This is a genomic window from Pseudoalteromonas sp. BZK2 (genome assembly GCF_014349195.1).
Lineage (GTDB): Bacteria > Pseudomonadota > Gammaproteobacteria > Enterobacterales > Alteromonadaceae > Pseudoalteromonas > Pseudoalteromonas simplex.
In genome coordinates, this window is the sequence record NZ_JACSOG010000044.1 from 1 (window position 1) to 17,083 (window position 17,083).

The following is a 17,083-nucleotide window of genomic DNA, read 5'->3' on the forward strand; positions in this document are numbered from 1 at the left end:
ACGACTTTTATTTTAAATTCGAGGGAATATCTACGCTGTGACTTTACTTTCATGATTACTGACTCCAAAAAGGTGTCTACTTTTATGGAGTCAGATCAGAACGGTGTTGAATGTAAGGCGCGCCAAGCAAGCGTGACGCCTACGATTGATGTAGGCGTGAAATTTATTTCGCGCGCACTTAGCTGATAGCCGATTTTCTCGAATAAAAAACAACCATCATATAGCAATGTGGTTCAAGTGCTGGTATACTCCCGCGTCTGCCACGTTGCGTTCTATTGCCAGATATTAGTTTAGCCTCTAATTGATGGCTCAAAGTCTTAAACTCGAAGGGGTTAAAGCATTCAACTTAGAGCGGTAATTAATAATAATTACCTGTGGTTTTAATTAAAAAACATTGGATTTTAATAAATGAAAACGTTTGTTGCTAAGCCAGAAACAGTAAAACGTGACTGGTACGTAGTTGACGCTGAAGGTAAAACTTTAGGTCGCATCGCTACTGAAATCGCTCGTCGCCTACGCGGTAAGCATAAAGCTGAATACACTCCTCACGTAGATACTGGTGATTACATCATCGTTATCAACGCTGAGAAAGTTACTGTTACTGGTAATAAAGCAAAAGACAAAATGTACCACGCACACACTGGTTTCCCAGGTGGTCTTAAGTCTACTACTTTCGACAAGCTTCAAGCTGCAAAGCCTGAAATGATCATCGAAAAAGCTGTTAAAGGCATGTTGCCACGTGGTCCTTTAGGCCGCGCAATGTACCGTAAACTTAAAGTTTACTCAGGTACTGAGCACAACCATGCTGCACAACAGCCTCAGGTTCTAGACATTTAAGGAGCACTATCATGGCAAATCAATACTACGGTACAGGTCGTCGTAAAAGTTCAAGTGCTCGCGTATTCTTACGCCCAGGCACTGGTAACATCGTAATCAACAAGCGCTCTCTAGAAGAGTACTTCGGTCGTGAGACTGCTCGCATGGTTGTTCGTCAAGCATTAGAGCACGTAGAAATGACTGAAAAGTTTGACCTACACATCACTGTTTCAGGTGGTGGTACAACTGGTCAAGCTGGTGCTATCCGTCACGGTATCACTCGTGCACTTATGGAGTTTGACGAGTCTCTACGTCCTACACTTCGTAAAGCAGGTTTCGTTACACGTGATGCACGTAAAGTTGAGCGTAAGAAAGTGGGTCTTAAGAAAGCACGTAAGCGTCCACAATTCTCAAAACGTTAATATTTACGTTTATCAGAATACCAAAAACCCAGCTCCGGCTGGGTTTTTTGTTTTTGGAGCTGATAGCTGAAGTACAAAAACCTACCTTTTTTCGTTCGATATTTAACCGCTGTTAATAATTAGTGCGTATTACAGTAAAAAAACTTCAAGATTTAGCAAAATTAGCTTAAATCCATCAGTTAATTGATGAAATTTTTTGCTACAATTGGGGGGCAAGTAATGTGAGTGAGTTCAACAACAGCTAATGCAGAATTCTGTTTCCTCTTAGTGAGGTTGATCTTGGTCAGTATATTGTTTTTTTATATGCGTTATCATAACCAGCGGCTTCATACTCGAGCTAACCTAAATTAATAATTCATTAAATAGGGTTTATTCGAGCATGAGACTGTGAATAACCTTGTTTTAATCAAGGGTTTTAATTATGATCGCGTCTATTTTGAAATTTCTAAAAATTAACCTGCTGTAACTGATGTTCTCAATATGGCAAGTGTTGGGAATCATAGTGGAGATAAGTGGATGAGCAATGCGCCTGTAGACAATGGCCGACGTCGCTTTTTAACCATAGCTACCTCTGTTGTTGGTGGTGTTGGTGCGGCTGGGGCTGCTGTTCCTTTTATTGCGTCTTGGAATCCAAGTGAGCGAGCTAAATCTGCGGGTGCGCCTGTAGAAGTAGATATCAGCAAGCTTGAGCCAGGACAATTAATACGTGTTGAGTGGCGAGGAAAACCTGTTTGGGTTATTAATCGTACACCAAGAATGCTTGAACAGATGAAAGAACATGAAGGTCAACTTCGTGATCCTGCGTCTGAAGAGCCTCAACAACCTGAATCATCAACCAATGAATATCGTTCGCAACGTCCTGAGATCTTCGTTGCTGTTGGTATTTGTACGCACTTAGGTTGTTCTCCTAGCTTCCTACAAGGTGGCTTTGGTGAGAAAGTAGAGGGCACAGATGACGGTTTCTTCTGTCCGTGTCACGGTTCTAAATTTGATATGGCTGGTCGTGTATTCCAATCTGTACCTGCACCATTAAATCTAGAAATTCCTCCGTATACCTTCCTTGATGACACGACTATTCTAGTCGGTGAAGAAAAAGGAGTGGCGTAATGTTTGGTAAAATTATTGGTTGGATCGACGATCGTATTCCAATGACACGTGTTTGGAACATGCATATTGCACAGTATCCAGCACCAAAAAACTTTAACTTCTGGTACTTCTTTGGCTCTCTAGCCATGTTAGTACTTGTTAACCAAATCGTAACTGGTATCTGGTTAACAATGAACTTCGTACCATCTGCTGAAGGTGCTTTCGCATCGGTAGAATACATCATGCGTGATGTTGAATACGGTTGGTTACTTCGTTACCTTCACTCAACAGGTGCATCAGCGTTCTTTATCGTTGTATACCTGCACATGTTCCGTGGCATGATCTACGGTTCTTACCAAAAACCACGTGAATTACTGTGGTTATTCGGTATGTTCATCTTCTTAGCGCTTATGGCTGAAGCTTTCATGGGTTACTTACTTCCTTGGGGACAAATGTCTTTCTGGGGTGCACAGGTAATCATTTCACTATTCGGTGCGATTCCGGTTATTGGTGATGATTTAACGCTTTGGATCCGTGGTGACTACGTAATTTCTGGTGCTACGCTTAACCGCTTCTTTGCACTACACGTAATTGCATTACCTTTAGTAATCGTTATCTTAGTATTCTTACACATTGTTGCACTACACGAAGTGGGTTCAAACAACCCAGATGGTGTTGAAATCAAGCGTAAGAAAGGCACTGTAGCTGAAGAAGATAAGCCTAAATTCAAATTCCACGAGTATTACACCAACAAGAAAGACATTGTTGATGCAATCCCGTTCCACCCTTACTACACAGTAAAAGATATTGTGGGTGTGGTTGGTTTCTTAATCTTATTCTGTTGGGTTGTATTCTTTATGCCTGCGATGAATGGTTTCTTCTTAGAAGCGCCAAACTTCGAAGCAGCTAACCCGCTGAAAACACCAGAGCACATTTTCCCAGTTTGGTACTTTACGCCATTCTACGCAATCCTACGTGCAATCCCTAACAAGTTAATGGGTGTTGTGGCGATGGGTGCATCTATCGTAGTGCTTGCGTTACTACCTTGGATTGACCGTGGTTCGGTTCGCTCTATTCGTTATCGTTGTGGCTTACACAAGTTAAACATCGCACAATTCGTGGTAACTTTCGTTATCTTGGGTTGGGTTGGTGCTACACCACAAACTGATTTCAAAACGCTGTTATCGCAAATCACGACTGTGACATACTTCATGTTCTTCGTATTGTTATTTGTTTACAGCAAGAATGAGAAAACTAAGCCATTACCAACGAGGTTGACGAAATGATGAAAAAGCTAATTATCGGTTTATTCGCATTGTTGCCATCGTTGACAATGGCAGCAGGTCCTTCGGTTCCTTTAATGGATGCGAACATTGACCTTAAAGATAACGCATCTTTACAGCGCGGTGCTAAATTGTTCATGAACTACTGTCTTGGTTGTCACCAAATGCAGTATCAACGTTATGAGCGTACGTTCCGCGATATCGGTATTCCTACTGAGATTGGTCAAGAGCAACTAATTTTTGATGGCTCAAAAGTAGGTAGCCACATCAAAAATGCGATTGATAAAGATGACGCAGCTAAATGGTTTGGCGCAGCGCCACCGGATCTTACGCTTGTAGCGCGAGTTCGTGGTACTGACTGGATCTATACTTACCTGAAGTCATTCTATAAAGATGAATCTCGTCCGTTTGGCGTAAACAACGTTGTTTTCCCATCGGTAGGTATGCCACACGTTCTTCAAGAACTACAAGGCTTACCAACACCAATCACTGAAGAAGTGGAAGAACATGGTCACACAGTGACTAAAGTTGTTGGCGTTGAGACAGATGGTTCTGGTGAAATGAGTGTTGACGAGTACGATCGTGCTGCTCGTGACTTAACTAACTTCTTAGCTTACGTTGGCGAGCCGTCACGTTTAGAGTCAGAAGCGTTAGGTCTAAAGGTAATTGGTTTCCTAGTGATTCTATTTATCTTGGCATTCATGCTGAAGAAAGAATACTGGAGAGATGTTCACTAATCCTGGGCATTTTGAAAGGTAGTTTTGTGATAGGGGCTTAAGCCCCTATTGCTGTTTTTGTAATATAATGGAGGTAGGCATGGCCGTAGCTGCCAATAAGCGCCCTGTAATGACCCTGTTTTCTGGTGCTAACTGTATGTATAGCCATCAAGTACGTATCGTACTTGCTGAAAAAGGTGTAAGTGTTGACATTCACCTGGCTGAAAAGGATAACCTGCCAGAAGCACTTCATGAGATTAACCCTTACGGTACAGTACCAACACTGATCGATCGTGAGCTTGGTTTATATCAGGCAAACATCATCATGGAATACCTTGATGAACGTTTCCCTCATCCTCCACTAATGCCAGTTTATCCGGTTATGCGTGGCCGTAGTCGTCTGATGATGCATCGTATCGACACGGATTGGTATAGCCTAGCTAACAAAATCACTAGCGGTAGCAGCGAAGCAGCGCAAGCACGTAAAGAGCTGACAGAAGCGTTACTTGCAATTGCACCAATCTTCTCTGAAGCACCTTACTTCATGAGTGAAGAGTTCAGCTTAGTTGATTGTTACTTAGCACCATTACTTTGGCGTTTACCTGAGCTTGGCATTGAGCTTAATGGTGCAGGCGCGAAAGAGCTTAAAGAATACATGTTGCGTTTATTTGAGCGTGAATCATTCCAAGCTTCACTAACTGAAGCAGAGCGTGAGATCCGTTTATAATGACGCCTAATCGTCCTTATTTACTACGCGCTTTCTTTGATTGGATTGTTGATAATCAGTGCACACCACACTTAGTGGTTAACGCTGATTTTCCTGCTGTACAAGTACCAACACAGTTTGTGCAAGACGGTCAGATCGTTTTGAACATTAGCCCATCAGCGGTAACACAATTTGCAATGGACAACCAACAGCTTAGCTTTAATGCGCGCTTTGGTGGCCAACCAATGCAAGTGTACGTACCTATGGGTGCTGTGCTCGCAATTTATGCACGTGAGAATGGTGAAGGGACTGTATTTACTGCAGAAGAATTCATCGAGGACGAAGACGATTTTGCTCCGGTATTAGAAAGTGTTGAAACACCTGACGATATTACGCCAGATGATGAACCACCTGCTAAACCAGAGAAGAAAAAAGGTGCTCACTTACGAGTGATTAAGTAACCTTAGTCAGACAAAAGAAAACCCGCTATTTAGCGGGTTTTTTATTATTAATTAACTATTTAGCGTTACAGATATTCAAACACTTTAATAACACGTTCAACGCCTGATACGTTACGTGCTACATCAACCGCCAAATTCGCTTCAGAATCGCTCACTAAGCCCATTAAAAAGACTTCGCCATTCTCTGTTACTACTTTGATGTTATTGCTGCTGATGCTTTCTGTGGTGAGCAATTGCGTTTTCACTTTAGAAGTTAACCAAGAGTCGTGCGTTTGCGTACTCATACCAATATTTGAACCAATGCGAATTTGGTTGTGGATTTTACGAATGCCATCAACGCCCTCAATAGCGCGTTGTGCTTCGTCTTTCATTTCTGTGTTAGCAACTTGGCCAATCATAAGCACAATACCATTGACGCTGATAACGTTTACGTTGGCAAATTTATGTAGTCGCTCATTTTCGCTAATAGCGATAGAGCTTTTAATTTCGATGTTGTTATCGTCGATTTGTGAACCGATTGTGCGGCGATCATTCGCGGCAGTTACAGCGCCCGCTGTACCGGCGACAACGGCAGCTGCACAGCCTTGCAGCAATAAAACGGTACTAATAACAATTAAAGACTGTTTAAACATTAATTTTCTTCCTGTGGGAATAAGGTTAAATCGATAAGTTCACTGAGGCAGTGCAAATTCACTAAATGCGACTCAACGATACGGCTTGGGCGCTTTGATGGCACACGAATTTCAACGTCATTTGGGCCAAGTAAGCCAACTAATTCACCACCGTCATCACCAACAAGCACAATCACTTTCATATCACGAGTCAGTGCCGCTTCAACTGCTGAGATAATTTGCTTTTCATTACCATTAACTGCAATTGCTAATAAAAGGTCGCCTTGCTGAGCAAATGCACGAATTTGTCGTGCAAAGGTTTCGTGCTCATCGTTATTGGCTGCTGCGCCTAAGTTAACTTGGTCTTGTGCAAGCGCAACTGCGGGTAGGCAAGGGCGCTCGGTTTCATAAAAGTTAATTAATAGCCCTGCCATGTGCTGTGCCAACATATGACAGCTAGGAGTGCCACAACATAGCAGCTTATTGCCGTTAATGAGGCTTTGTGCAATGGTGAATGCTGCTGATTCAAGTGCGCTTGGCAGTACTTCACCTGCCGCTATTTGAACTTGAATATTTTCAGTAAAGATTTTTTTTATCGTTTCTTGCATAACCTACCAAATTAAGCCGACGCCAAACGGCGTTAGTAAACATTTTTAAACCAGTTTAGGGTGCTGTTAAGCTCACCTGTTATAGCGACATAATCTATTCGCATAGACTGGTTTGAGATTTTTTTCTCGGCAAGATAATGGCTAATCGTGCGCCTTAATCGTTGCTGCTTTTGTTTGCTGAGCGCATAGTTTGCGCCACCACGCAAGGCGTTTTTTCTAAATTTTACTTCTACAAATACCAGCGTTTGCCCGTCACGCATTATTAGGTCTAGCTCACCGTATTTACATAAGTAATTGCGTTCAATGGCTTTTAAACCATGTTGTATTAAATATTGTTCAGCCTGTTTTTCGTAATACAGGCCTTTTTCGCGGCTATTTTGCCATAATTGCTTAAACCAAGACATAGCTTCATCCTTGAGCTATTACTACGTTTTAAAAAGATTATTCAGCAGCGTTAATTCCAAAGGCAGATTGCATAAATAATGGAATTGGTTGCTCAGTCGCTAAATCAACCGCAATAATTTGTTTATTCTTGTACTGTGCCCAATCTAAAGTGCGCGTAACATAGCCATTGCTGGCAATGCTCAGTTGACCACTGATACCACTAAAGCGTTTACCTTGCACCATGCTTAATTGCTTCACATCACCTAGCATACTGGCTGCATCGAATGCCATGGCAAATAAGCGCTGGCTTATATCTGCGTTTTCTGGCCATAAACTTTCGTATTGCTGGCGTAAATTGTGTTGTTGAATTTGACCATCAAGCATCCAAGGTAGTTCCGTAAAATAAAGGCCATCTAAATCGCCTTTGTCGGTTCTATCGATTTGCTTACTGTGGCTTTTTGAGCTGGCATAAAGCGGAATACGCTCAGCAAAAGTACTTACGTTTACGTCTAAATAGGGCTTGATTAAACGCGTTTCAGTAGCATCACCTAAAATATAAATCACATCAATGTCGCTGCGCGAGCGAGTTTCACTTTCAACTTCTTGCTTGAATAACGATTTGGCAACTTTAATACGCTCTTTGCTTTGGTCTACTTCAAGTAAGCCAGTGATTGTTTTCGGCATGTCGTCTTTACCAGAGTAAAGCCCAATTTGCGGTTTAACTTCGCTGTAGCGTTGCCACTGCGTATTGAAGTATTCAACTAGGCGTTGGCCGTTACTATTATTTGGCGCTAGTAGCATCGGCTTTTGATAGCCCGCTGTTAAAAATCGTTCTAACGCTTGCTGAACTTCATGTTCAGGACTTAAAGCAAAGAAAAAGTGCTGTTGTGAAATTCGCTCACCATCAAAGGTGTTTAAATGCATCACTGGGTAATCAACTAGTGTTTGAGCGTTGGTTAGCTTTTCGATATTAGTTTTTAATAAAGGGCCGATAACAAAATCAGCATTAAATTCGCTGAGTTTAAGTGTAATTTCAGCGGCTGATAGCGACTCATCAATAAATAATGTTTGTTCTAATGATTTTCCATCTAAGGCAGCAAGCACACCTGCTTTTAGTGCATCACCTAATCGCTCATTGGCGCCTGATTGAGGGAGTAGTACTGCGAGGCGGTTTACATTTAAAGGTTCAATTTGTACTAGCTCTGTTACCTTTTTAGGCAGCACCTCAGCTGCTGGGTGACCCGGGTAGCGACGCAGCCAGTTGTTCATTGCTTGATGAAGCTCAACAGGCGCACCTAAATACACTTGGTGATAGAGCGCTAAATTGACCCAACCTTGTTGCACCACAGAGCCACGATTAAAACGCTCAAGTGCGTACGATGAAAGCTGGGTTAGGCTTTGCCATAAATCTTTGTTTAGATTGGCAACGATAAAATTGTTTTCGCTGCTAAGTGTTGATGCTTTAAAAAAGAAAGGCATTGCTCGTTTTGGCATGCCTTGCGATGCATAAACACGCGCAGTTAAATATTGGTGCCATGCTTGATGTTCAGGCTGGCTTAACTGTGGCTCGAGCTGCTGTAACTGAGCTAAAGCTAAATCACTTTTGCCTTGATGCTCTTGTGCAAGAGCAATGTAAAGTTTGTTTTGAATTTGGTCTACACTTGGGGTCGCTTCTAGTTCAAGGCAGACTTTTTCTAGTAGTGCCCAGCGCTCCTCACTGATAGCCGCATCACGCGCAGTGTATAAAAGCTGTATTTTATCTGCGCCTTGACGATTTAGCGCTGCTTGGTACATAGATTGTGCGTCGGTTAGCTGTGATAGGGCAATACTCGATTGGCCCGATTGATTTTCTGCACTATTTCGAGGTTTTTCGGTTGTGCTACAAGCCGATAACCCTGACAATACAATTAATAGACTAACAAGTTTAAGTCGCACAATGATTTCCCGATACGTTAACGCGATTTGCTTATATTACTGACTGACGCAGGAGACCTCAATGTTAAATGAGGACAATTCAGATAAAATCGGCACTCTTTACATTGTTGCCACGCCTATTGGTAACTTTGATGACATCAGCCAGCGTGCCATCCAAACTCTATCTGAGGTTGACTTAATAGCCGCTGAAGATACTCGTCACACAGGAAAGTTGTTAAGCCATTTTAATATCAAAGCAAAAACCTTTGCTTTACATGACCATAATGAGAAACAAAAAGCCCAACAAATTGTAGATTGGTTAGAGCAAGGAATGAATATTGCGCTGGTATCTGACGCCGGCACGCCACTTATTAGCGACCCAGGTTATGCGGTGGTTAATTTATGCCGTGAACAAGGCGCGCACGTCACGCCGGTGCCGGGGGCATGTGCTGCAATTACCGCGGTGTGTTGTTCTGGTTTACCAACAGATCGTTTTCAGTTTATTGGTTTTACACCTGCAAAGAGTAAAGCAAGGCAGAGCTTTTTTATCGAAGCGGTAAACTCAGGTATTACTAGCATCCTGTATGAAAGTACCCACCGTATAATGGCGAGCCTTGATGATTTAGAAGCAGCTCTCGGTGCAGAGCAGCCAGTAGTGTTTGCCAAAGAACTTACCAAAACTTTCGAAACTTTTTTCAATGGCACAGTTGCCGAGCTAAAACAGTTCTTAACGGATGATCCCACTAAGCAGCGTGGTGAAATCGTACTGATGCTACCGGGTAAAGCAAAGCAAAGTGACGATATTCCAGAAGATGCGCGCCGCATGCTAGGTTTACTCGAAGCCGAAATGCCACTGAAAAAAGCCTGTGGTGTTGTGGCTGAGTATTTTGGTTTGAAGAAAAACGCACTTTATAAAGCAATTATTGACGAAAAAGGCTAATTCTTTACTGCATAGACGTGCGCGCTCAGGTATACTGCGCGCCGAGTCAGCCGAGATAATCGCTGCCTGCAACGAAAATGCGCAGGGGGAGGAAAGTCCGGGCTCCACAGGGCAGGGTGCCAGCTAACGGCTGGGGGGCGCGAGCCTACGACAAGTGCAGCAGAGAGGAGACCGCCAACTTCGGTTGGTAAGGGTGAAAGGGTGCGGTAAGAGCGCACCGGGCCACTGGTAACAGTTGGTTGCAAGGTAAACTCCACCCGGAGCAAGACCAAATAGGGTTCTATCATTTTAAATAATGAACGCGTGGCCCACGTGAGAACCGGGTAGGTTGCTTGAGCCATAGAGCAATTTATGGCCTAGACGAATGATTATCCACGACAGAACCCGGCTTATTGGCTGACTCACCAAATTTAAAGAAAGCCCACAGTAAAAACTGTGGGCTTTTTTCTGGGTGTTTAAAGTTATTTAGAAAATCCACTCCGCGCATACAAAACAGCGGCTTACTGGCTGACTCACCAAATCATATTAAAGCCCGTAGTGAATGCTACGGGCTTTTTTCTTTCTATATCTTTACGTAATTAAGAAAAACCACTCCGCTCAACATTCAAAATGAATCATCATTCTTTGCTCTTTAATCTCGATTACCCCTTTAAGTTGTTTAACCATTCTCTGCAATCTAGGAATATTTCTTAGGCTTACTAAGAAAGTCACTCATTATCATAACGGCTTGTTCTTCATATCCTTTAAGTCTGATTTACTTTTGCTTAAAGGATTGAAAGTGAGTGTTATTGAGGGCAGTACTAAGGAATTTGGCAATACGACTATTCTACTTCATAGCTTGGGTTCTTCTTGTTATAGAATCGAATGGTATAGCCGGATGACGGGCGCATCGACGAGTTTAGCGAGACTCACGCAAGGCAAGTACGTTGTTATTCGTAAATGGGCGCAAGTTAAAAATATGGCCGATGTTTCGAGTGAATTTAGTAGTCGAAATAGTGCGTTGATACACTTTTTAAATAACGTTGATATTGTTAAATCCCATGATGACTGGATCAGTGCCGCTAAGCAGCATTGTCTAAATTTGTTTGTTGAAAATGAAGGGCTAAAACCAGTTACTAAAGCGAGTTTCCCTAAACCGAGGTTGCAAGGAGCAATAGGAAAAGAAGTTGTTGTGAAATCGAAATTGGGTGAAAGGGAAATTGCTCAGGGCTTACTATTGCAGCTTGTTGGTAACCAGGCCGAAATTCAATTAACTAACTCAAAAAAGAAATATTTTTCAAATCAAGTGTATATAAGGTAGGTATTAAGCTGGTAGTTTAACTACCAGCTAATAAAACCTGAACTACAACCAAATCTTTTGTAACTCTGGCCATTGCTTTTCAAATTGTGCACTGGGTTTTGCTTTAAAGTCGCTGCGCACGAATTGGTTCATCTTACCTTCTACATAGGCGAGTAAGAAGTTGGCTAGGGTGCTTTCGTCTGACTGGAATGCTTTACCTTCGCGCAGTTTGCGCTCGCGTAGCACTTGCTTGAACTGAGTTTCTAGCTTTTCAAATAAGCCTTGTACACGCTCACGTAAACGCTCTTGCTCACCTTGTAAGGCATCACCGGTCAAAATGCGGGTAATGCCCGGGTTTTTCTCGGCGAAGGCTAACAATAACAGCAAAATATTGTATACACGTGTTTGGCTTTCTTTCTCATTTTCTAAAATGAGGTTAATGCGTGATAACAGGGTATCTTCAATAAACTCGATTAGGCCCTCAAACATCCGTGCTTTACTCGGAAAATGACGATATAACGCAGCTTCAGACACACCGACCTCAGCCGCGAGTTTTGCGGTTGTGATACGTTGACCTGGGCTGGTTTCTAACATTTGTGCGAGTGCTTGCAGAATCTGCTCTTTGCGATTACTTCTTTTTGTCGCAGGCATGACCATTCCTTTCTTATAATTTATTACTTGCGCTGTTGGGAGTCAGACAAGCCATTTTTTGTGCAAATGAGTGGCTTATGTTAATGTTTTATTCAGTTTCTTTCCAGCATTTTTACAAACGCTTGGCAAGCTCAGTCATTACGCTCATGGCTAAATCTTTTTTACTTCCCATTGCTAAATCTAGCTGCTCATTGTGCCAGAAGAGTGTTAAAGCATTATGATCAGAATTAAAGCCAAGGCCTTCTTTTGATACGTCATTTGCGCAGATCATATCGAGGTTTTTGTTCTTTAATTTACCTTGAGCATAGCTTGCAACATCTTGAGTTTCTGCCGCAAAGCCAACGGTATAAGGGCGGTTTTCGCTAAGCGCAGCGACATTAGCGATGACATCTGGGTTCTTAACTAAAGTGAGGGTCAGTTCATCACCTTGCTTTTTCATCTTTTGCTCATGAATTGCAGCTGCACGGTAATCAGCCACTGCTGCACAGCCGATAAAAGCATCCGATTGCGCGGCCAGTTCCATTGAGGCGGTAAGTAATTGCTCAGCACTTTCTATATTAGTAAGCAGGGCATTAGCAGGTGCTTTAATTGTTACGGGGCCTGAAATCAGATTTACCTTTGCACCTAGCGCAAGTGCAGCTTCTGCAAGGGCATAACCCATTTTGCCTGAGCTGTGGTTAGAGATATAACGAACCGGGTCGAGGGCTTCTCGGGTTGGTCCTGCAGTAATCGTGATGGTTTTGCCTGCAAGTAATGGCTCTACTTCAGGTTGTGTACAAAGCGCGACTAACTCATGAGGCTCTAACATGCGTCCTGCGCCTACATCACCACAGGCTTGCTCGCCTTTACCTGGGCCCCAAATAGCCACGCCACGCTCGTTAAGTATGGCAAGGTTTGCTTGTGTAGCAGGGTGGGCATACATTTGTTGATTCATGGCAGGTGCAACCGCCACTTTTGCAGGGGTAGCCAGTAGTAGGGTCGTCAGTAAGTCATCTGCAATACCCATGGCCATTTTCGCTAAAATATTACTGGTTGCAGGGGCGACTAAAATAAGGTCTGCCCATTTGGCAAATTCGATATGACCCATTGCGGCTTCTGCTGCTGGGTCGAGTAATGAATCAGAAACAATCTCACCGCTTACCGCTTGCATAGTCAAAGGAGTAATAAAGTGTTTGGCTGAGTCGGTCATGACGACTTTTACTTCACAGCCTTGATCTTTTAAACGGCGAACAAGTTCTGCGCATTTATAGGCTGCAATACCACCACTCATACCTAACAGGATTTTTTTATTTACTGATTTTGTCATTACGTGAAATTTAACCTTTGTCGATATGGGCTAACGATAGCAAATCTTTACCGATAGCATGAAGTTTTCTTTTCTACAGACAGGAAAAAACTAAATTTTATAGTACAGTTTAATATATGGAATAGTTGTTTTAAGGATGAAGCAATGCCATTAACCGATTTACCTTTATCAGCAAGGCCGCGGGAGAAGTTACTTGCCCAAGGTGCCAAAGCACTCTCAGATGCAGAGTTATTAGCAATATTCTTACGAACCGGTGTGCCGGGCATGAATGCCATTGAACTGGCTGAGCATCTGCTCGATATTAATAGTACGCTGCATGACTTATTTAATGCATCTGAACAAGAGTTTTGCGCTCAAAAGGGTTTAGGGGCTGCTAAGTATGTGCAGCTTCAAGCAGTGCTTGAATTAAGCCGGCGCTATATGCTTGAGCAATGTAAGCGCGAGGCGTTATTTACTTCGCCACAAGCCGTGTATGACTATTTAACTATTCAGTTACGTGGCTTACAGCAGGAAGTATTTATGGTGCTGTACTTAGATAGTCAAAACCAGTTGATTAAAGACGAAGTACTTTTTTACGGCACTATTAATGCCGCGTCTGTGTACCCCCGTGAAGTGGTTAAAGCAGCGCTGCGTAATAATGCGGCGGCATTAATACTTGCTCATAACCACCCAAGTGGGGTGGCTGAGCCTAGTCAGGCCGATAAATTGATCACCACTAAATTGCAGCAAGCTTTAGCCTTAGTCGATATAAATGTGCTGGATCACATCATAGTGGGTGGTGAAAATTGTGTTTCGTTTGCCGAAAGAGGGCTTATATAGAGCCAACTGTATTAGAGAGTGTGTTAAAAATGAGCAGTTTAGGGCGATTTTAGAAATTAGTTTAATTTAAATGCAGTTTTTACTTTCCCTAAGGGCATTCGATCTTTATAATTAGCCGCTATCAAATTTACACATGAGCTGATTGGATAAGATCTGTTACTTGATCTTTGCCTGTATAAGCTGTATAAAGAGCGCCCTTCGATTTATCCCGGGGCACAAATACTGGCCTAAGGGAAAATTAAGCTCGAGCGAAGTTATTGGAGATATATAGACATGTCTAAAGTATGTCAAGTTACAGGTAAGCGTCCAGCGGTTGGTAATCACCGTTCACACGCGAGAAACGCGACTAAACGTCGTTTCCTACCTAACCTACAAACTCACCGTTTTTGGGTTGAAAGTGAAAAACGTTTTGTAACACTACGCACTACTACTAAAGGTATGCGTATTATCGATAAAAAAGGCATCGACGCGGTTCTTACAGAAATCCGTGCTCGTGGCGAAAAAGTTTAAGGAACTGAATCATGCGCGATAAGATCCGTTTAGTTTCAACTGCTGGTACTGGTTTTTTCTACACTACCGACAAGAACAAGCGTAACATGCCTGAAAAAATGGAAATCAAAAAATACGATCCTAAAGCTCGTAAACACGTGATTTTCAAAGAAGCTAAAATCAAGTAATTTTAGTTTTCAGAATTCAAAAACCCAGCCTCGGCTGGGTTTTTTGTTTTTAGCGCTTAGAAATTATTATTAGAGCACAATAATCTAGCTTGGCTTGCTGTTTTATCTTGCTTAATTATCATTCTAAGCGTAAAATGCGCGCTCATTTCGGCTTATTAAATTTAATTCCTTGCCTTAAACCGACTGGCCGAAACGGTAGAAGGCTCTATTAACCGTAAGGAATATCCATGCGTCATTACGAAATCGTATTCATGGTTCACCCTGATCAGAGTGAGCAAGTACCTGGTATGATCGAACGTTATACTGGTTCTATCACTGAAGCTGGTGGTACTATCCACCGTCTTGAAGACTGGGGCCGTCGTCAATTGGCTTACCCAATCGACAAGCTTCACAAAGCTCATTATGTTCTTATGAACGTTGAAGCACCTACTGAAGTAATCAGCGAGCTAGAAACTACTTTCCGCTACAACGATGCAGTGCTTCGTAACTTAGTTATGCGTACTAAAGACGCTGTAACTGAAGCATCTCCTCTTGCGAAAGAAGAGAAGAAAGAAGCACCAGCTGCTTAATCGTTTTGAGTTCAAGCATGGCGCTTGCAGTTGAGACAAAAAGATGAGCCAACCGCTTAATCCTTATATGAATCAGCTGACACTATCTGGGGTTGTTTGTAAAACACCTAAATATAGTCAAAGCCCTGCTGGTATACCGCATTGTATTTTTGTTCTTGAACATAAATCGATGCAAGTTGAAGCAGACCTTAACCGTAATAGTTATGTCAGGCTTCAAGTTGTTGCCAGCGGCACGCCAATGCAACAACAAACTCAACAATTGCACGTTGGGCAACAAGTGCAAGTGACGGGGTTTTTAAACCGTCACGAGGGCCGAAACGGCTTAAGCCAATTGGTCTTGCATGCTCAACATATAGAAAGAATTTTTTGAGGAATTTTACTCATGGCACGTTATTTCAGACGTCGTAAGTTCTGCCGCTTCAAAGCGGAAGGCGTACAACAAATCGATTATAAAGATCTAGCTACTCTTAGAAACTATGTTACAGAAAGTGGCAAAATCGTACCTAGCCGTATCACAGGTACTAGCGCTAAATATCAGCGTCAGCTAGCAACTGCTATCAAGCGTGCTCGCTACTTAGCCCTTCTTCCATACACTGACTTACATAAGTAAGCAGCGGATTAACAGTTTTTAAAAGGTGTAGAGACATGCAAGTTATTCTACTAGACAAGATCGCAAACCTAGGTGGCCTAGGTGACCAGGTTGTAGTTAAATCTGGCTTCGCACGTAACTTCCTTTTCCCACAAGGTAAGGCAGTTCCTGCAACTAAAGCTAACATCGAAACTTTCGAAGCACGTCGTGCTGATTTAGAAGCTAAGATCGCTGAAGATCTAGCTGCTGCTCAAGCTCGCGCTGACAAGTTAGAAGCATTAGCTGAAGTTACACTAGTTTCTAAAGCTGGTGACGAAGGCAAGTTATTCGGTTCTATCGGTACTCGCGACATCGCTGAAGCTATTTCAGCTGTTGGCGTTGAAGTTGCTAAATCAGAAGTTCGTTTACCTCTAGGTACTATCCGTGAGACTGGCGAATTTGACGTAGCAATCGCAGTACACTCAGACGTATCGGCTACTATCAAAGTAATCGTTATCGCTGAAGCTTAATAGCAATATTAAGTAAAAAAAGCCGCACTTAGGTGCGGCTTTTTTGTGCCTGAAATTTATAAATTGTAGCATTTTGTACCGCTATTGCTTCTTCAGTTGTCATCCAATAGTATTGGTTTCTATATTTTAAACATACAAATGCTAATCCTATAATCTTACCTATTTCACAAACATACGTTCTTTTTTCTTAATTTTATTTTTCTTATTAGTATAATCGAATGAGTAAAAGTAAATTGGTTAAAATTGACACTGACAACGCTGTCATTTATATTGTGCTGGTTAAAAAGTATTAAGGGGTTGAGGTTGAAAAGTGCATTAGTACCACATGGAATAGGTAAACAAACAGGATTTACATTAGTAGAAATTCTTATCGTGATCGCTATTTTAGGGATTCTGTATAGCGTAGCACTGCCTGCTTACACTGAGCACATGCAACGTAGTCGCCGTGCTGATATTCAACAAGAGTTACTGCAATACAGCGCCAGTCTTGAACGAATTTATTCACGAAATGGCGGCTACCCCAATGCATTTGCAACTCAAAATACTGACTATTACACCCTTACTTACACAGCAACAGATAAAGTATCAGGTGCTGTAAGCGATTTTAAAAATCGTGGCTACAGTTTAAAAGCCGCTCCTAAATCGGGTTCGGCGCAAGCGAGTGATCGCTGTGGTGACTTAACCGTTAAACATGATGGTAGTTATAGCGCTTCATTTAGTGATTGCTGGGAGTAACA

The 17,083-nt window shown here is 42.4% G+C and carries 24 protein-coding genes and 1 other RNA gene; 19 read left to right on the forward strand and 6 right to left on the reverse strand.

All coding sequences use genetic code 11. The features are described 5' to 3' along the window. The 8 genes from BIZ38_RS21690 to BIZ38_RS19205 form a co-directional block, all read left to right on the forward strand. A partial coding sequence (locus BIZ38_RS21690) for a hypothetical protein (protein ID WP_222938085.1) occupies positions 1–186 on the forward strand: 186 nt, incomplete at its 5' end. A gap of 222 nt (positions 187–408) precedes the next feature. Beyond that, a complete protein-coding gene (gene rplM / locus BIZ38_RS19175) occupies positions 409–837 on the forward strand; it encodes a 50S ribosomal protein L13 (protein WP_054554177.1) in 429 nt (142 codons plus the stop codon). An 8-nt stretch (positions 838–845) separates the two neighbouring features. Next, positions 846–1,238 carry a 30S ribosomal protein S9 gene (gene rpsI / locus BIZ38_RS19180; protein ID WP_095209788.1) on the forward strand — a complete coding sequence of 131 codons (393 nt, stop codon included), beginning with the start codon at positions 846–848 and terminating at the stop codon, positions 1,236–1,238. A 516-nt stretch (positions 1,239–1,754) separates the two neighbouring features. Beyond that, positions 1,755–2,345: a ubiquinol-cytochrome c reductase iron-sulfur subunit gene (gene petA, locus BIZ38_RS19185; protein WP_054554178.1), complete on the forward strand. Its 591-nt coding sequence runs from the start codon at positions 1,755–1,757 to the stop codon at positions 2,343–2,345. Then, a complete protein-coding gene (locus tag BIZ38_RS19190) occupies positions 2,345–3,610 on the forward strand; it encodes a cytochrome b (protein ID WP_054554179.1) in 1,266 nt (421 codons plus the stop codon). The genes petA and BIZ38_RS19190 overlap by 1 nt, the downstream gene beginning before the upstream one ends. Continuing rightward, the gene (locus tag BIZ38_RS19195; protein WP_054554180.1) at positions 3,607–4,344 is read left to right on the forward strand and encodes a cytochrome c1; all 738 of its coding nucleotides are present in this window, start codon (positions 3,607–3,609) and stop codon (positions 4,342–4,344) included. The genes BIZ38_RS19190 and BIZ38_RS19195 overlap by 4 nt, the downstream gene beginning before the upstream one ends. A 79-nt stretch (positions 4,345–4,423) precedes the next feature. Beyond that, positions 4,424–5,050, forward strand: a complete 627-nt coding sequence (gene sspA, locus BIZ38_RS19200) for a stringent starvation protein SspA (RefSeq protein ID WP_054554181.1) — start codon at positions 4,424–4,426, stop codon at positions 5,048–5,050. After that, the gene (locus BIZ38_RS19205; protein ID WP_054554182.1) at positions 5,050–5,490 is read left to right on the forward strand and encodes a ClpXP protease specificity-enhancing factor; all 441 of its coding nucleotides are present in this window, start codon (positions 5,050–5,052) and stop codon (positions 5,488–5,490) included. The genes sspA and BIZ38_RS19205 overlap by 1 nt, the downstream gene beginning before the upstream one ends. Before the next feature lie 65 nt (positions 5,491–5,555). On the opposite strand, the gene dolP is transcribed toward BIZ38_RS19205, so the two are convergent. The 4 genes from dolP to BIZ38_RS19225 are packed head-to-tail and all read right to left on the reverse strand — an operon-like array spanning position 5,556 to position 9,028. Continuing rightward, positions 5,556–6,122, reverse strand: coding sequence for a division/outer membrane stress-associated lipid-binding lipoprotein (gene dolP / locus BIZ38_RS19210; protein WP_187491033.1), 567 nt, complete (start codon positions 6,120–6,122; stop codon positions 5,556–5,558). Further along, complete coding sequence (locus tag BIZ38_RS19215; RefSeq protein WP_138602022.1) at positions 6,122–6,709, reverse strand: SIS domain-containing protein; 588 nt, start codon at positions 6,707–6,709, stop codon at positions 6,122–6,124. Before BIZ38_RS19215 ends, dolP begins: the two co-directional genes overlap by 1 nt. Positions 6,710–6,741: 32 nt before the next feature. Further along, on the reverse strand, positions 6,742–7,113 hold the full coding sequence (locus BIZ38_RS19220; RefSeq protein WP_138602020.1) for a YraN family protein: 372 nt from the start codon (positions 7,111–7,113) through the stop codon (positions 6,742–6,744). A 37-nt stretch (positions 7,114–7,150) separates the two neighbouring features. Continuing rightward, positions 7,151–9,028 (reverse strand): penicillin-binding protein activator, encoded by a 1,878-nt coding sequence (locus BIZ38_RS19225; protein WP_054554186.1) that lies wholly within the window; start codon positions 9,026–9,028, stop codon positions 7,151–7,153. 61 nt (positions 9,029–9,089) lie between these two features. Between BIZ38_RS19225 and rsmI the strand changes: the two genes are divergently transcribed. The 3 genes from rsmI (at position 9,090) to BIZ38_RS19240 (ending at position 11,247) form a co-directional block, all read left to right on the forward strand. Then, the gene (rsmI, locus tag BIZ38_RS19230; RefSeq protein WP_187491034.1) at positions 9,090–9,947 is read left to right on the forward strand and encodes a 16S rRNA (cytidine(1402)-2'-O)-methyltransferase; all 858 of its coding nucleotides are present in this window, start codon (positions 9,090–9,092) and stop codon (positions 9,945–9,947) included. Positions 9,948–9,989: 42 nt separating this feature from the next. Next, positions 9,990–10,355, forward strand: an RNA gene (gene rnpB, locus BIZ38_RS19235) — RNase P RNA component class A. Between the two features lie 370 nt (positions 10,356–10,725). Then, positions 10,726–11,247, forward strand: coding sequence for a hypothetical protein (locus BIZ38_RS19240; protein ID WP_054554188.1), 522 nt, complete (start codon positions 10,726–10,728; stop codon positions 11,245–11,247). A gap of 42 nt (positions 11,248–11,289) precedes the next feature. On the opposite strand, the gene slmA is transcribed toward BIZ38_RS19240, so the two are convergent. After that, positions 11,290–11,877 carry a nucleoid occlusion factor SlmA gene (slmA, locus tag BIZ38_RS19245; protein WP_054554189.1) on the reverse strand — a complete coding sequence of 196 codons (588 nt, stop codon included), beginning with the start codon at positions 11,875–11,877 and terminating at the stop codon, positions 11,290–11,292. 112 nt (positions 11,878–11,989) lie between these two features. Beyond that, complete coding sequence (gene coaBC / locus BIZ38_RS19250; RefSeq protein WP_187491035.1) at positions 11,990–13,183, reverse strand: bifunctional phosphopantothenoylcysteine decarboxylase/phosphopantothenate--cysteine ligase CoaBC; 1,194 nt, start codon at positions 13,181–13,183, stop codon at positions 11,990–11,992. A 144-nt stretch (positions 13,184–13,327) separates the two neighbouring features. Between coaBC and radC the strand changes: the two genes are divergently transcribed. The 8 genes from radC (at position 13,328) to BIZ38_RS19290 (ending at position 17,081) form a co-directional block, all read left to right on the forward strand. After that, complete coding sequence (radC, locus tag BIZ38_RS19255) at positions 13,328–14,002, forward strand: RadC family protein (RefSeq protein WP_138601269.1); 675 nt, start codon at positions 13,328–13,330, stop codon at positions 14,000–14,002. Between the two features lie 273 nt (positions 14,003–14,275). Next, positions 14,276–14,512, forward strand: a complete 237-nt coding sequence (rpmB, locus tag BIZ38_RS19260) for a 50S ribosomal protein L28 (RefSeq protein WP_036973115.1) — start codon at positions 14,276–14,278, stop codon at positions 14,510–14,512. A gap of 11 nt (positions 14,513–14,523) precedes the next feature. Next, positions 14,524–14,679 carry a 50S ribosomal protein L33 gene (gene rpmG, locus BIZ38_RS19265; protein ID WP_022946036.1) on the forward strand — a complete coding sequence of 52 codons (156 nt, stop codon included), beginning with the start codon at positions 14,524–14,526 and terminating at the stop codon, positions 14,677–14,679. A gap of 227 nt (positions 14,680–14,906) precedes the next feature. Next, positions 14,907–15,248 carry a 30S ribosomal protein S6 gene (gene rpsF / locus BIZ38_RS19270; protein WP_036973113.1) on the forward strand — a complete coding sequence of 114 codons (342 nt, stop codon included), beginning with the start codon at positions 14,907–14,909 and terminating at the stop codon, positions 15,246–15,248. Between the two features lie 67 nt (positions 15,249–15,315). Further along, positions 15,316–15,618, forward strand: coding sequence for a primosomal replication protein N (priB, locus tag BIZ38_RS19275; protein WP_036973732.1), 303 nt, complete (start codon positions 15,316–15,318; stop codon positions 15,616–15,618). 12 nt (positions 15,619–15,630) lie between these two features. Next, entirely contained in the window at positions 15,631–15,858 is a 228-nt protein-coding gene (gene rpsR, locus BIZ38_RS19280; RefSeq protein ID WP_002962753.1) for a 30S ribosomal protein S18, read from the forward strand. A gap of 35 nt (positions 15,859–15,893) precedes the next feature. After that, on the forward strand, positions 15,894–16,346 hold the full coding sequence (gene rplI, locus BIZ38_RS19285; RefSeq protein WP_054554192.1) for a 50S ribosomal protein L9: 453 nt from the start codon (positions 15,894–15,896) through the stop codon (positions 16,344–16,346). Between the two features lie 303 nt (positions 16,347–16,649). Continuing rightward, positions 16,650–17,081, forward strand: coding sequence for a type IV pilin protein (locus BIZ38_RS19290; protein WP_222938086.1), 432 nt, complete (start codon positions 16,650–16,652; stop codon positions 17,079–17,081). Positions 17,082–17,083: the final 2 nt, after the last annotated feature.